Origin of the sequence: Providencia sp. PROV109 (assembly GCF_033681625.1) — a bacterium.
GTDB lineage: Bacteria > Pseudomonadota > Gammaproteobacteria > Enterobacterales > Enterobacteriaceae > Providencia > Providencia hangzhouensis.
Window position 1 is genome coordinate 203,745 of record NZ_CP096320.1, and the last position, 15,263, is coordinate 219,007.

Below are 15,263 nucleotides of genomic sequence, written 5' to 3' on the forward strand. Positions count from 1 at the left end.
TTAAATGTTAAGTCATCCAATAAATAAAATTAAATTTTGCCTTGCCAAGCAATCGCGGCTTTTTCCATCAACTGGTAAACATGTTCAAACATTTCATCGCTGCGTTTGTGCGGGTCAGGGATTTCAGTTTTATTAATCCATTGCCCAAATAACATCACTTTACCGCGAGTTTCAGGAAACTGCTGGTGGATTTTAGCAATATGATCGTTTTCCATCACTAGGATTAAGTCTGCTTTATGGCATATTTCGCTAGTTAACCGACGTGATTGATGGTTTTCAAGGGAAAGCTGATGTTGTTCGGCAATCCGGATGGCACTGTCATAAGCAGGCATATCATTTTTAGCGATAATACCCGCCGAATGAACAGTTTTTTCGGGAAAATGCTGTTGCAATAAACGCTCCCCCGTAGGAGAGCGACAGATATTTCCCATACAAACAACGAGAATATTATTAAACATATGGATTACCAGTCGTGAATACGCTTGGTACCTTCGGTTAACTGATTATATGAAGCGATAGTTGGTAATAACTGAGTGATTAGGCGGTTCCAACGTACCACAGGGGCTGCGGTAACATACACTAAGTCATAAGGCTGCAGTTTAAATTCAGTACCCATCACAAGTGATGTGGCATCCGATAAGTCTAGCTGATATACCGCGGCCATTTTTTTCGGTAGTAAGGCTTCCAGTTCTTTATCTTCTGCTGGTTGGTTTTTAATTGGGCGGATAACAAATACACCCGTTGCATTAGCGGTTGTTTGGTCTATCCCACTCGCTTTGCTTAAGGCTTCAGTTATACTCATACCCGCACGGTCAATGGTTAAGGTCGTTGGTTGACCGACTTCACCCATCACAAACACTTTCTGGCTATCATTACGTGGCACATACAGCACATCACCCGGTAGCATCAGGTAGTTTTGGGTTAAATCCCCATACTGAACCAAATCTTGTAATGATACTTTGATTTCTTTGCCATTACGGGTAAGCACCACATTATCCCAATCGGCTTTTTCGGTTAAGCCGCCTGCATTATTAAAGGCTTCTAAGATAGTCAGTGGGACGTTGGTAATTGGCAAGGTACCTGGTTTCGCCACTTCACCCGAAACATACATTTTTTGCGAGCGGAAGGCTGCGATACTGACATCCACTTGTGGGGATTCAATATAAGTGGCTAAACGGTTGCTGATCAGGGTACGGATTTCAGTGACCGTTTTACCGATCACTTTGACTTTACCAATATACGGGTAGTAGATGGTGCCATCGGAATGTACCCAGTTACCGGAGTCCTGCGCACTACGGTAAGAACCCGCAGGGATAGTCAATTCAGGGTGGTCCCAAACCGTAATGGTTAATACATCACCTGCACCCACACGGTATTCATAATTGGTTAGCTGTTTCTCTAACTGCGAGTTCGGTTTGGCAATGGTTGGAGCTGTGTACATGTCATCTAGTAATTTTGGTGAAATCGGGTAGATATCAACCAGCTTGGTAATGTCACGGTCACCTGTATCAACCACATTTTTGCCAGAGGTTGACATATAGGCACCGGGGGTGACGGTGCAGCCGGTTAATAAAATACTTATTGCTAGTAGTGTAAGTGGGAAACGCTTCCTAAACACGGTACCATCCTATGATAAAAAATGATTAGATAAGGTATAAGTGATGATGTAAATCATCATTCCCACTTATACATAATATGACAACGGAAGTAGTTTATATTGATGCTCGTAATTTGGCAAAAATGCTGTGGTAATAGTTAGAAGTTAGTCATTACCAAATAAATCTCGGGTATAGACTTTCTCTGCCACATCTTCCAGCTCAGGCACCATACGGTTGGCTAGAATAATGTCGCTTTGTGCTTTGAAAGTGTCGAGATCACGGATAACCTTCGAACGGAAAAACTCTTCTTCTTTTAAAACCGGCTCATACACCACCACTTCGATGCCCTTGGCCTTGATGCGCTTCATCACACCTTGTACCGCAGAGGCGCGGAAGTTATCAGAGCCCGCTTTCATGACTAAGCGATAAACACCGACTTTGCATGGTGCTTTAGCGATAATCGCATCGGAAATAAAGTCTTTACGGGTGCGATTTGATTCCACAATGGCGTTAATCAGGTTATTTGGCACGTCATCGTAGTTAGCTAGCAGTTGCTTAGTATCTTTCGGTAAACAATAACCACCGTAACCGAATGATGGGTTGTTATAATGGCTACCAATACGTGGGTCTAAAGAGACTCCCTCAATAATTTGGCGTGCATTTAAACCGCGACTTTCTGCGTAGGTATCGAGCTCATTAAAGTACGCCACACGCATGGCTAAATAAGTGTTGGCAAACAGTTTAATGGCTTCGGCTTCGGTTCCATCGGTAAATAACACGGGCACATCTTTCTTAATTGCGCCTTCCAGCAGCAAATCAGAAAAAATTTTTGCGCGCTTTGAGCGCTCTCCCACCACGATACGAGAAGGATGCAAGTTATCCCACAAGGCACGCCCCTCACGTAAAAATTCAGGGGAGAAAATCACGTTGGTATAACCAAACTCTTCACGTAAGCGCGCGGTAAAGCCCACTGGAATAGTGGATTTCACGATAATCGTCACTTGCGGGTTAATTTCATTCACATCATGAATAACAGACTCAACCGATCTTGTATTGAAGTAATTGGTTTTTGGGTCATAGTCGGTTGGCGTTGCGACAATGACGTATTGTGCACCGGTGTAAGCTTCAGTTTTATCTTCTGTGGCACGGAAATTGAGGGTCTTTTCCGTTAAAAACTGTTCAATTTCTGCATCAACAATGGGTGATTGATGGTTGTTTAACATCGCCACTTTTTCAGGGATGATGTCCACCGCAACCACTTCGTGGTTTTGTGACAGCAACATGGCGTTAGATAGGCCGACGTAGCCGGTTCCTGCGATTGCTATTTTCATATGAGAACCAAGTAGATTAATTTTCAGAGAAGGTTTGAATATTTTTTAAAGATAGTTGCACAATTGACTGCGCTGTCTGATGATCGCTTGCTTCGGCATAGCACCTTAATTCAGGGGCGTTACCTGATGGCCTTAAATGAATAATATTACCATTTGATAATGTCATTCTTAGTCCATCAATTGTATTCAAATCTAGTAGTTGCTCATCACCAAAGCCTAGATGCTGCAATAAGAGTGTTGGGTTTTCTTGCGCTTTCTCAATGATAGCTTTACTTTTTTCTGTTGCGAAGTTTTGTATTCTATCGCTAAAGGTAATGCGTTGTGGTAATGAATTAACTAATTTAGCAATTCCTTTTTCTTTGGCGGCAGATAATAGCATTAAGAATGGTAACACAGCATCTCGAGTTGGTAGAGCTGATAATCGTTTACCATTTATTTCAATGTTAGATCCTAAAAGGAAACCGCCGTTAGCTTCAAATCCTGCAATTTTTTTATAGCTTCTAGTTAAATCAGCAAATGCTTCAATAACATAAGGGGAGCCAATTTTAGTTTGTTTTACACACTTAAAAGATTTATGAGATGAAATGATCGTATTGCAGCTAACAGGGACTGCTAGTGCTTCTATGTTCATCTCTAATGCACATAACAAACCTAATATATCCCCGCGTAGCCAGTCACCGTTTTCATCTGCAACAAGCGGACGGTCGCCATCCCCATCAGTAGAAAAAATAGCATCAAGTTTGTGTAATTTTGACCAATTTTTTGCTTTTACCTTGTCTTCTTCAGACACAGCTTCAGTATCAATTGGAACAAATTGGTCACTACGTTCTAGAGAAATAACTTCAGCCCCAAGCTTTTTGAATAAAACTGGGTATATATCACGTCCAGCACTAGAATGTTCATAAATACCAATACGTTTACCAGCTAATAAATCTTGATTAAAAATAGATAAATAGCGATTTAGATATTCATCTACAGCTAGTGTATTTATTGATAAGGTCTGTGGAGTAACATCTGGTATTTCAAATTGTGAGTTATTATTTAAAATCGCAACCTCATCAATTTTAGTGATTTCACCATCTGGCCGATAAAACTTTAGCCCATTTCTATCAAATGGGATATGGCTCCCTGTTACCATAATACAAGGAATATTATTTTTCATTGCAGTATATGCAAGGGCAGGCGTTGGAATCACACCATAATATAGAGGTTCTATTCCTTGCAGTTTTATTGCTTCGACACAAGCAATTGCAATAAACTCGCTACTTGGGCGATTATCTATTGCAATGGCCATTTGGCTAAAATCGAATTTACCTTTGATACTATTAATAAATGCATGGGTAAATGCAGCGCAAGATTCATTAGTAAATTGAGTAACTAAACCACGGGCTCCACTAGTACCAAATTGTATTCCAGAGTTTTTAATTGTATTAAGGGTAGATAACATATTTACTATTTCTTAATGAATTGAGGTAACTTAGAAATATTTTTCATAAGTAAGGGATATACCCAAAAAATATTATTTTTTCTGAGTGCTAAAATGTCTTCTTTTGTTTTTCTTAGAATGTTTAAAAAGCTTCGGTTACTTTCACCACCAACTCGCATTTTAGTCACTACTTTTGGTAAATAAGATACAGAAATATTATGTATCCATAAATAGCGTAATAATGAATCATAATCGGCAGATATTTTAAAGTTAAGATCAAAAGTACCGTGTTCGTTATATAGCTCTTTTTTCATAAAGAAAGTTGGATGGGGTGGCATCCAACCTTTTTTTAAGTTTTCATGTTTATAATTGCCAGAGATCCAGCGTCTAACAATACTTTCTGTATTTTCTTTTGATACATACTCTAAATCTGCGTATATAGCTTGAGATTGATCATTAACTAAGGTAGTTACAAGGTCTTCAATTGCGTTTGGGTATGCGAAAACATCGTCTGAATGAAGAAAGCCAATGATATCACCAGTAGACACAGATATACCTTTATTCAGTGCATCGTATATTCCATTGTCTGGCTCAGATATTATCTTAGAAACTTTAGAGCTATGTTTTTTTATTATATCAAGAGTATTATCTTTAGATGCTCCATCAATAATTATATATTCAATATTTGAGTAGGTCTGCTGCTCTAAAGATTGAATGGTATCTATGATAGTTTTACTACTATTATAGGTGGCTGTGATGATTGATATTTTCATTTATCTTTAGCGCCATATTCTTCTAACCTAATAATGTCGTCTTCTTGAAGATAATTACCGGAGCGAACCTCAATTAGATGTAAGTCGATTTTACCAGGGTTTTCTATTCGGTGAGGGGAGCCAATAGGGATGTAGGTTGACTCATTTTCACTGAGTATAAATGTTTTATCACCATTGGTAACTTGTGCGGTGCCTTGTACTACCACCCAATGCTCAGCACGATGATAATGCATTTGCAAGGCGGTTTTTTCACTAGGTTTTACTTTTAGGTGTTTAACATGAAACCGTTGACCTTCAGCAATATCATCATGAGTTCCCCATGGACGGTAGGCTTCTCGGTGTTGTTCACATTCAGAACGACCTGCATTTTTCAACTGACTGACAATACTCTTTACATCTTGAACGTTGTTTTTATTGGCGACTAATACTGCATCTTTAGTTTCTACTATTACTAAATTATCAACTCCAACAGTAGATACGAGCTTATTTTGGGAGTAGATATAACTATTTGTTGTATTTTCAGTTAAAACGTCACCAATAATCACATTAGATTGCGTATCTTTGGGGGAAACCTCCCAAAGTGAGCTGAAGGAGCCAACATCGCTCCAACCTGCATCCATAGGTATTACATGAACATTGCTTGCTTTTTCCATAACAGCATAGTCAATTGAGTTATCAGGACACATGGTAAAAATATCTTGTTGTATACGAATAAAGTCTAAATCATTATGAGAACTATGTATTGCTTGTTCACATACCTTTAAAATATCTGGACAATGTTTTTTCAATTCATTGAGGTAACATGATGCTTTAAAGAGAAACATGCCACTATTCCACAGGTATTCATCGTTAGAAAGGTACTTTTTTGCAGTGGCAAAATCAGGTTTTTCAACGAAACGTTCAACTTTATAGGTTGAATTATTAATTGGTGTACCTTTCTTAATATAGCCGTAGCCTGTTTCAGGCGCTGTAGGTATGATACCAAACGTAATTAAAGCTCCTTTTTCGGCAGGCTCAATGGCTTTTTCTATCGTATGAGTAAACTCTGTTTGATTTTGAATTACATGATCCGCAGCTAAAACTAATAATAAAGGGTCACTTCCATTCTGTATTGCCCTAATCGCAGCGAGTGCAATAGCGGGAGCTGTATTTCGACCAATGGGCTCTAAAATGATACCACTGTGTTGCACATTTTCCTGTCGTAATTGTTCTGCAACAATGAAACGATGTTCTTCGTTACAAATAAATACAGGCGGCTGATGCTGTAACGTTTTTAACCGTGAAACAGTTTCTTGCAACATAGTTTTCTTACTAGTTAAGCTAATAAATTGTTTTGGGTATAGGCTACGAGAAAGAGGCCATAAACGGCTACCTGAGCCTCCCGCCATAATAACAGGCAATAACATAATAATTTACCGTAAATTTAAATGGTTATTGATAAAATAGGCTTTTGTATTATCGTGAACTTTTGGAGAGTTAAGAAGCTCATCAATATTCCACCACTGATAGTTTCTATGTTGTTCTAACGGTAACTTATTGAGGTTGATATCTTCTTTTATTAAATATCCCAAGACAACATAATGAGTAGAGAAATTATCCTCTGAAAAATTATCCTGATAGAGATGCTGGTAATGACCAATAAATGTAGCATCATTAATATTATAGCCGAAGCTAAGCTCTTCAAACGTTAAACGCTTAAAAGCCATATCAAAAGTTTCATCCTTGCAAATACGCCCTCCTGGTACAAACCAATAACCTTGAGCGGGGCGATTATTTCGTAGCCCTAACAATGCTTGGTTCTGTGAGTTACAAATGACCAGATCAATAGAAACTAAAGGGGTAGATGCAACGATAGTTTTAAATGTATTTAATGCTAGTCGTTGCGCCATATTTATTCAATCCACTATTTACGAAAATTATGTTGATTTTGCAGGAACCATTGATAGGTTTTATTTAATCCATTTTCAAGATCGACTGAATATGCCCAGCCTAGGCTTTTCAGACGAGAGACATCCATTAACTTTCTTGGTGTGCCATCAGGTTTAGTACTGTCAAAAACAACATTTCCCTTGAAACCAACAACTTTAGCCATAGTTTCAGCCATTTCACGAATAGTACAGTCAATTCCTGTACCAACATTAATATGAGATAACATTGGTTGGGTATTTGCTTGGTGTGTTTCCTTGTTTAACTCCATAACATAAACTGAAGCTGCAGCCATGTCATCGACATAAAGAAACTCGCGCATGGGGGTTCCTGTACCCCAAACAACGACTTCTTCGTCATTATTAAGCTTAGCTTCATGGAAACGGCGCATTAACGCTGGGATAACATGTGAGTTTTCTGGATGGAAATTATCGTTTTCACCATATAGGTTGGTTGGCATAACGCTGCGATAATCACGTCCGTATTGTCGGTTATATGATTCACAAAGTTTGATACCAGCAATTTTTGCAATTGCATAAGGTTCATTGGTTGATTCAAGGATACCCGTTAACAGGGCATCTTCAGACATCGGTTGTACTGCTAACTTTGGATAAATACAAGATGAGCCTAAGAATAGTAAGTGCTGAACATTATATTTATGAGCTGAATGAATAATATTACATTCCATAATTAAATTTTCATAAATAAAATCTGCGGGATAAGTATTATTCGCATGAATACCGCCCACTTTAGCAGCAGCTAAATAGACTTCGTCAATATCATTTTGAGCAAAGAAATTATCAACAGCTAACTGACTTGTTAGATCTAATTCCTGACGTGATTTTGTGATTAGCTCAATATCGTTACGGTTTTGTAATTGCCTAACTATTGCTGAGCCAACCATGCCATTATGGCCAGCAACAAACACTGTTTTCATTTTTATTCACCAATTAAGCCATGAGCTTTAAGATCTAATTTCTTTTTTGCTTTTGAAAAGCTGTTTGTATTTTCAAGAGAAATACAAACATCAAAGCCATGTTGCTTTAATAAAGCATGCTGTTTAGCTTTTGCTATATCAGCATTAACCATTTCAGCACACATTTCTTCAACTGTTATTTTGGGGAACCAGCCTAATTTTTCTTTTGCTTTCGATGGATCGCCTAAAAGGGTTTCAACTTCAGCTGGGCGAAAGAATTTAGGGCTAACACGAACTATAATGTCACCAACATTCACATTCGGCGCTAGTGCTTTATTTACACTAGTAACGGTTGCAATTTCATCTACGCCAGTGCCACTAAATGAAAGCTCAATTCCAGCTTCTTTAGCGGACATACGTACAAATTCACGAACAGAAATTTGTTTACCTGTCGCGATAACAAAATCATCAGCATGGTCTTGCTGTAACATCATCCATTGCATACGAACGTAATCTTTTGCATGTCCCCAATCACGTAAAGCATCCATATTACCTAAATATAGGCACTGCTCTAAGCCTTGTGAAATGTTGGCAATAGTACGAGTGATTTTACGTGTAACGAACGTTTCACCACGGCGCGGGGATTCATGGTTGAATAAAATTCCATTACAAGCATACATACCATATGATTCACGATAATTTACCGTGATCCAATAAGCATACATTTTCGCTACAGCATATGGCGAGCGAGGGTGGAAAGGAGTTTTTTCATTTTGTGGTACTTCTTGAACTTCACCATAGAGCTCAGATGTTGAAGCTTGGTAAAAGCGGGTTTTTTTCTCTAATCCATTTATGCGAATTGCTTCGAGCTCCCATTGCATCGACATCAGCAGCGTATTCTGGCGATTCAAATGAAACGGCTACATGCGACATTGCCCCAAGATTATAAATTTCATTTGGCTGAATATCTTTAATTAGGCGAATAAGATTGGAGGAATCAGTTAAGTCACCATAGTGTAGATGAATATTATCTGATTTAGATATTGTGGTATCAATGCGCTCTGTATTGAAAGATGAGGCTCTTCTGATAATACCATGAACTTCATACCCTTTTTCTAAAAGAAGCTCTGCCAAATAAGAGCCATCTTGGCCTGTGATTCCTGTAATTAGTGCTATTTTCATTCTAATACTCTTACTTTTTTTAATATGGCAGGATTGCCTTGATAAATATAGTTTTCTGTTAAATCAGCATTAGCGACTGAGCCTACAGATAGAATCGCGTATTTATTTATTGTAACACCAGGGCAAACAATTGCTTTTGCTCCAACCCAAGCACCCTCTTTTATTTCAATATTTTTTATTATTAGGTCAAAAGTACTTTTTTTATAATCATGATTACCTGTTAATAAATAAGCTCCTTGTGAAATACAGCAATTAGAGCCAATTTTTACATGGGCTAAGTTATCAATCCATACATATTCACCAATCCATGAATATGCCCCAATCTCTAAATTCCAAGGATATTTTATTTTGACATTAGGTTTGATGACGATGTTCTTTGAAATTTTAGAGCCAAATAGCTTTAGAATAATAACTTTAAATTTAGTTGGGAATGGTAAGCTATTTTCAAAGAATATTAGGCTTAAAAATAGCCATAATAACCTTTTAATTATATTGCCGTGCTTATATGATGAATTATATTCTGATAATTTAATCATTTTTCCAATCAATTCCGTATATTTTTTTTAAGATTATTTTTAAGTTTTTAGATGTGACTTTTGGGGTTCTTCTTTTAATATCAAAAACTTTACAGTCTACTAAAAGTCTATACCAGAATCCTTGTAAAAGATGCCATATTAACCCCCTTTTTCCATCTAAAAAACCTAGTTTAATTATGTATCTATAGAAAAAATAAAGAATAGGTCTGATAAACAGAGGTAATTTTACATATTGTAATTTTAGAAAGCGTTTTCTTTGTTCCTGAGTTCCACATAATTTAGGTGAGATACCACAAGATGAAGAAAATTGGTAGATTATATTTAAAGTGTCAGCTGCTTCTCTAGTTGCATAGTTATTGTGCTTTTCAATCCACCAAGTCAGGCTGTTCAAATTATCATCTACTATATCATGTTTAAATTTAATAACAGAACCACGGGTTAATTTAATATGTTCGTCCATCCAGCGCTGTTCCATGTGTCCATCAGTGTAACGCCAAACTCTGAGCAGCCATGTAGGGTAGTATCCTCCATGCTTAATCCATTTTCCCATGAAAAAAACCCGGCGTTTAATATAAATTCCAGATACATCATTTGATATTTGTGATAAGGATGATTTTATTTCAAGGGATAACTCATTTGTAACATATTCATCGGCATCCATTTTCATAATCCAATCTGTTTCGATGGGACAATTGTCTAGCCCCCACTGAAACTGAGCAGCATGATTTCCAGGCCACTCATTTTTATAAACTATAGCTCCTAATTTTTTAGCTAATTCGGCGGTATTATCTGTAGAAAATGAGTCAATAATAAATATTTCATGAGCGAACTCTTTTAACGATTTAATACACCTTTCAATATGTTTTTCTTCATTGTATGTAAGTATAATTACAGATAATTTATTCATTATCACCCTTCATTGAGTTAAAAAGATCTTTAAATTCAATTGCTACTTGGTTCCAAGAATACTTATTAGAAAAATGAATACTATTATGACTTAAAAATTTTAAGTCACTATCTAAAATATTAATTATCGCTTGAGTTGTTTCCTCAATGCTATTATTAACCCACAAGCCACATTGATTTTTTTCTACTTCAGACCACGGTGTATTTTTGCTTGCTATGATAGGTGTTCCAGATGCTAAACTTTCTAGATAAACATTACCAAAGTTTTCATTATATGATGGTAAAACAAAAACATCTGCATACTTAAGAAAACATAGCTTATCATCCCCAGATAACATTCCAACAAAATGAACTTTTTCTGTTAATTCAAGTGTTTTAACTAATTCCATTAGTTTTTTTTGTTCTCCATGATCTGGCCCTGCAATTAGCAAAGTTAGATTGTTTTTTTTAGAGATGACGTTATGAAATGATTTAATTAAAATATCAAAGCCTTTTTTCTTTTCAATGCGCCCCATGGAAATAATGATTTTATCTTTTTCGTTTATATTGTATTTTTTTTTCCACTGATTATATGGTATAGCTGGTTTTTTTTTATATTCATTTAAATCTACACCATTAGGTATTATTTTTATTCTAGCATTAGGGAATAATGTTAAGATTTCCTTTTTTTCTTGGTTTGATGTAGCATGCCAAGTTATATGATTAGAAAATGGTTTTATCAAAAGGTTAATCCAAGCTTTTTTTATAAAAGAACCTCGACCATTAGATAAACACCAATCACCTAGACTACCTCTTGGAGATAAAACAATAGGCTTTTTTAAGACCCTTGAATAAAATAGCGAAATCGGTGTTGGAGTGTTGAATATAGATTGAATGTGTATGATGTCATTTTTTTTTATATCTTTCCATATGTTAAACATAAGTGGAAATGATAACTTATCTATAATAGAGTCATTGTAATATTTAATGTCAGTATTATTAATTTTTATCCATTGGTTAGTTATAATGTCTAATCTTTCATTTTTATTTGCATTAGTTGTTACTACCGATAATTTTATATTGTTTAATTTGTTTATCTCTTCAGAAGTATTTAATGTGGAAAATATAGGCCCACCATATTTAATAGCTGGATAGTATGTGGGTATTACTAATAAAATGTTATTCATGGTTATTTTTTTTTGATGAAAATAGCTTGGCTAGTATATAGGTTATAAATAAATTTATTATTATAAACATGAAATTAGTTGAGTCGATAGGAGATGAAAAAAAATAAAGTATACTATATATTATATATGAATAGATACAAATGCTAACATAGTTTTTTTTAACTACTCCCTGGTATATTGATTCTAGAAAATATTTGAAAGTATAGATAATAATAGGAAGCATTATTAATGAGAAAGGGCCAAAGTTAACCCATACTTCTCCAAAGTTACCAAAATCCATTCCACTATTATCCCATAACCGGAGGTGGTCATTAAAATACATTTGCAAATTTTCATGTTTCCAAGGGAATAAATTCCTAGGTAAAATATTAAGGAATGACCTTATATAAGTTACTCCATAAAACCAATCATAGGCTAATGGGCTATTGTATAAATAATAAAAGTTAGGATATACCCCATCAAATCTACGAACAAACTCATAAATTAAGTCACCTATTGAAGATGAAACTTCTTTTGATTGACGAAAATATGAATACCATGAAACTAGGCTTATGAATATTATGCTGAATATAGCAGCAATATCTAACCTGAGGCCTAGTTTTTTACCATTAAATAAAGCATTAAAGGATAAGAAATATGAAGAAAGTAATATTAAGTTGACTAAATCAATACGACGTCCACTTAAAATAGAAATATATAAAAATAAAGAAAGTGACAGTATTATATATACTCTAAATATTTTTTTCTTGCTGGTGGAATAACAGTACCAGCTAGTTGTTGAAATGAAAATTAGTAAAGTGGTAATGAAATTTCTTGTCATGATTATTAATGCTGAGTCACGTTCAACAATTATTCTATAATTAATTATATTTTCTAAAATTTGAGATTCGTTATAGTATCCAAAGGTTTCATTAATTTTCCAAAATAAGAGGTAGCAAAAAAATAAAGTTGGAAGTGTTAAATAAAGTAGGATATTGTTATTTGCTGCTCTTTCTTTGATTTTAATTTTTGGTAATTTAAAATTAAGCCGAATTAGTACCAATGCAAAGGAATAACACAGTATAGGAAAGTAAACATAAAAATCTGAAATTGAAAAAGAATATTGAAATTGGTTATCTTCATATAATAGGTGAAAGAAAAATGGTAAAAAAATATATATTATTATTCCTATCGATAATAAAGTCTTGGGTTTGAAAATATTAAATCGCATTCTTAGACCTGATTTTATTAATTATCGTGGGTATTTCTGTTTCATTATCAAAAAGATATAGATTTATATCTTTTATATCTTTTAAACATCCTTGGTTTGGAGCTAAGGTGATTGTTTGACAGTTTAAAGACCTTATTACACTTCCTGATGTTAGTATGTCTTCATAATTAAAAACTGCAAGATTACTGATTTGATGATACAGATCCATTTCGTAATCAGAAACAAATCGGTCAATCCATATGATTTTGTTATTTCTATCAATAAGTGATTTTATTTTATCTTTATAATTAGTGGATTCACACCGATCTTTACCTAGAATAATTATTTTGCAATCTAATTTGGATATAAATGTTAATGTTTCAAATATTCTTTTATACTCATGAACTATGCCTGGTATTATTATTACATAGTCATTTTTTTCTAATCCGATTTTTTCTCTTTCTTGCTCTAATTCTTCTTTACTAAATTTTTTCACATTATAATTAGGATGCTGGTAAATAAAGAACTTATCTTTTTTTTGATATAAAATCTCACTCATTATATTTATAGCGCTGCATCCATGAACATGTAGATAACTACTTATTTTGGCAGCAAATTTATCAATATAACGGTTAAGTCTGTAAAACTTTTTTTTATGTGGGTATTTATTATGTAGAGTCCAAATAACAGTTTTTTGATATAATCTAAATTTTAGAGCAACTAATAGTACGATTATTGTAGCAATAAATGACTTGGTATCACTTATACCTATCCAATGGAAATGAAATGTATCATATTGTAATTTTATATTAAATAGAACCAATATGAGTTCTCTAATTGACATAGACTTAACATTTTCGGTGTAAAGTAATCTTAGGTAAGTATTATATTTTTCTACATCTTCTATTTTAGGATAAACCAGGACTTTATTAGAGCCGAATTTCTGTGCTAGTAAGTTATCTATTTTCATATTTCATTCTCAAAGGCAAAGATATTATATGCAACCTTTTATACACATAAAAAGATATTAATATGTTTTGTATTATAATTACAAAAGAAACTGAAAATGCATAATAGTAAATATTTTTACAATCTAAAATATAAAGGGTTAATATAAAGAATAATAACAAAATAAAACTAAAAATTGTAAGTTTTAGATAGATATACTCTTGGTTTGTATGAGTTAGCAATTGATCACATGGACCTGTTAATGAATTAATTAGTTGACCAACTGCAAATATCAGCAATAAGTAAAAAACCAGATCATACTCAGAACTATAAATAGCTTGAATTATAAATTTTCCAAAAAATATAATAAATAAAAGGACTAATGTACTTATGCAAAAAGAAAAAAGACAAGATTTGGAAATTTCTTGTTGTAATATGGCTTTGTCTTTATTTATATATATGGGTATTTTGGACGCTGTTATATTTCTAGCTGCCATTAATGGAAATGTTAATAATAGTGCTAGTCTAGTACTCAATGCATATTGAGCTATAATATTCTCGTCAAAAAAAGATGCTACAACCCATAAATCTATTTGAGAAAAACAGTACACTATTACCATAGATATATATATTTTTTGGGTTTTATTCTTATCAAAAAGATTACCTCTGATATCTTTATTCTGATTGTATTTACTGTTGACAAGTATACATAATAAGTTTGAAAATATAAGGGATATACACCATATTAATATTAATTCATGTATGGTTATATTGAAATTTTTATTTAAAAAAATGGATATCATTAGGAATAAAATATTTGAAATGGCTCCTGTAAATAATTGTGAGTATAAATAGTCTCCTCGGCCTTTTAGAATTTCACTCTGAATGAGAAGTGCAAATAATAATATAGAAACAACTGCTAAACTTAATAATTTTAATTGACTATATAAAGAAGAAATAATCAACAATGATACTACGAAAAATATAAAGTAAGGTTTGTATTGAGTTATATATTTATATATTATTTTTTTAAAAGATACTCCCTCAGATGCTAGTTTATTTATTGTCGGTGTACAGCCAAAAGTGAGTATTTGAGCGCAAAGATTACCGAAACTTACATATAAAAAATAATCGGAGACAATCTCTTTACTATAAAGTCTAACTATTATGATACTAACCAAAAAACCAATTGCAGAGACAAATAATCTAACAAATAAGGATTGTAATTGTGTTTTATAAGAGAACATTTTATATAATAATTAAGATAAGGAAAATAAAATATATTCATGAGGTCTTTTTATAAAAGAGTTTACATAAAAATAATTTTAACCTTGTTATATTGATTCTTTTTAGCTAAAAAATCAGT

At 33.9% G+C, this 15,263-nt stretch carries 14 protein-coding genes and 1 pseudogene; all 15 read right to left on the reverse strand.

Going from position 1 to position 15,263, the window contains the following annotated elements; translation table 11 throughout:
* Positions 1 to 29: 29 nt before the first annotated feature.
* The 15 genes and pseudogenes from M1F25_RS00930 to M1F25_RS01000 all read right to left on the reverse strand — a co-directional run bounded on the left by M1F25_RS00930 (position 30) and on the right by M1F25_RS01000 (position 15,144).
* Positions 30 to 458 (reverse strand): protein tyrosine phosphatase, encoded by a 429-nt coding sequence (locus M1F25_RS00930; protein WP_181489028.1) that lies wholly within the window; start codon positions 456 to 458, stop codon positions 30 to 32.
* A gap of 5 nt (positions 459 to 463) precedes the next feature.
* A complete protein-coding gene (locus M1F25_RS00935; protein ID WP_181489030.1) occupies positions 464 to 1,618 on the reverse strand; it encodes a polysaccharide export protein in 1,155 nt (384 codons plus the stop codon).
* 144 nt (positions 1,619 to 1,762) lie between these two features.
* Entirely contained in the window at positions 1,763 to 2,929 is a 1,167-nt protein-coding gene (locus tag M1F25_RS00940) for a nucleotide sugar dehydrogenase (protein ID WP_181489032.1), read from the reverse strand.
* A gap of 16 nt (positions 2,930 to 2,945) precedes the next feature.
* Positions 2,946 to 4,376 (reverse strand): phosphomannomutase, encoded by a 1,431-nt coding sequence (locus tag M1F25_RS00945; protein ID WP_181489034.1) that lies wholly within the window; start codon positions 4,374 to 4,376, stop codon positions 2,946 to 2,948.
* A gap of 5 nt (positions 4,377 to 4,381) precedes the next feature.
* Positions 4,382 to 5,128, reverse strand: a complete 747-nt coding sequence (locus M1F25_RS00950; RefSeq protein WP_181489036.1) for a glycosyltransferase family 2 protein — start codon at positions 5,126 to 5,128, stop codon at positions 4,382 to 4,384.
* Positions 5,125 to 6,534 (reverse strand): mannose-1-phosphate guanylyltransferase/mannose-6-phosphate isomerase, encoded by a 1,410-nt coding sequence (locus M1F25_RS00955; protein ID WP_181489038.1) that lies wholly within the window; start codon positions 6,532 to 6,534, stop codon positions 5,125 to 5,127. The genes M1F25_RS00950 and M1F25_RS00955 overlap by 4 nt, the downstream gene beginning before the upstream one ends.
* 6 nt (positions 6,535 to 6,540) lie before the next feature.
* Positions 6,541 to 7,017 (reverse strand): GDP-mannose mannosyl hydrolase, encoded by a 477-nt coding sequence (locus M1F25_RS00960; RefSeq protein ID WP_181489040.1) that lies wholly within the window; start codon positions 7,015 to 7,017, stop codon positions 6,541 to 6,543.
* A gap of 14 nt (positions 7,018 to 7,031) precedes the next feature.
* Positions 7,032 to 7,997 carry a GDP-L-fucose synthase gene (fcl, locus tag M1F25_RS00965; RefSeq protein WP_181489671.1) on the reverse strand — a complete coding sequence of 322 codons (966 nt, stop codon included), beginning with the start codon at positions 7,995 to 7,997 and terminating at the stop codon, positions 7,032 to 7,034.
* Between the two features lie 65 nt (positions 7,998 to 8,062).
* Positions 8,063 to 9,152 (reverse strand): annotated as a pseudogene (gene gmd, locus M1F25_RS00970) (GDP-mannose 4,6-dehydratase); the annotation flags it as partial.
* Positions 9,149 to 9,688: a WcaF family extracellular polysaccharide biosynthesis acetyltransferase gene (locus M1F25_RS00975; RefSeq protein WP_181489042.1), complete on the reverse strand. Its 540-nt coding sequence runs from the start codon at positions 9,686 to 9,688 to the stop codon at positions 9,149 to 9,151. The pseudogene gmd and the gene M1F25_RS00975, both read right to left, overlap by 4 nt.
* Positions 9,681 to 10,595 carry a glycosyltransferase family 2 protein gene (locus M1F25_RS00980; protein ID WP_181489044.1) on the reverse strand — a complete coding sequence of 305 codons (915 nt, stop codon included), beginning with the start codon at positions 10,593 to 10,595 and terminating at the stop codon, positions 9,681 to 9,683. The genes M1F25_RS00975 and M1F25_RS00980 overlap by 8 nt, the downstream gene beginning before the upstream one ends.
* Positions 10,588 to 11,760, reverse strand: a complete 1,173-nt coding sequence (locus M1F25_RS00985) for a glycosyltransferase (RefSeq protein ID WP_181489046.1) — start codon at positions 11,758 to 11,760, stop codon at positions 10,588 to 10,590. Before M1F25_RS00985 ends, M1F25_RS00980 begins: the two co-directional genes overlap by 8 nt.
* On the reverse strand, positions 11,753 to 12,970 hold the full coding sequence (locus M1F25_RS00990; protein ID WP_181489048.1) for an O-antigen polymerase: 1,218 nt from the start codon (positions 12,968 to 12,970) through the stop codon (positions 11,753 to 11,755). Before M1F25_RS00990 ends, M1F25_RS00985 begins: the two co-directional genes overlap by 8 nt.
* On the reverse strand, positions 12,960 to 13,919 hold the full coding sequence (locus tag M1F25_RS00995) for a glycosyltransferase (protein WP_181489050.1): 960 nt from the start codon (positions 13,917 to 13,919) through the stop codon (positions 12,960 to 12,962). The genes M1F25_RS00990 and M1F25_RS00995 overlap by 11 nt, the downstream gene beginning before the upstream one ends.
* A complete protein-coding gene (locus tag M1F25_RS01000) occupies positions 13,906 to 15,144 on the reverse strand; it encodes a hypothetical protein (protein WP_181489052.1) in 1,239 nt (412 codons plus the stop codon). Before M1F25_RS01000 ends, M1F25_RS00995 begins: the two co-directional genes overlap by 14 nt.
* Positions 15,145 to 15,263: the final 119 nt, after the last annotated feature.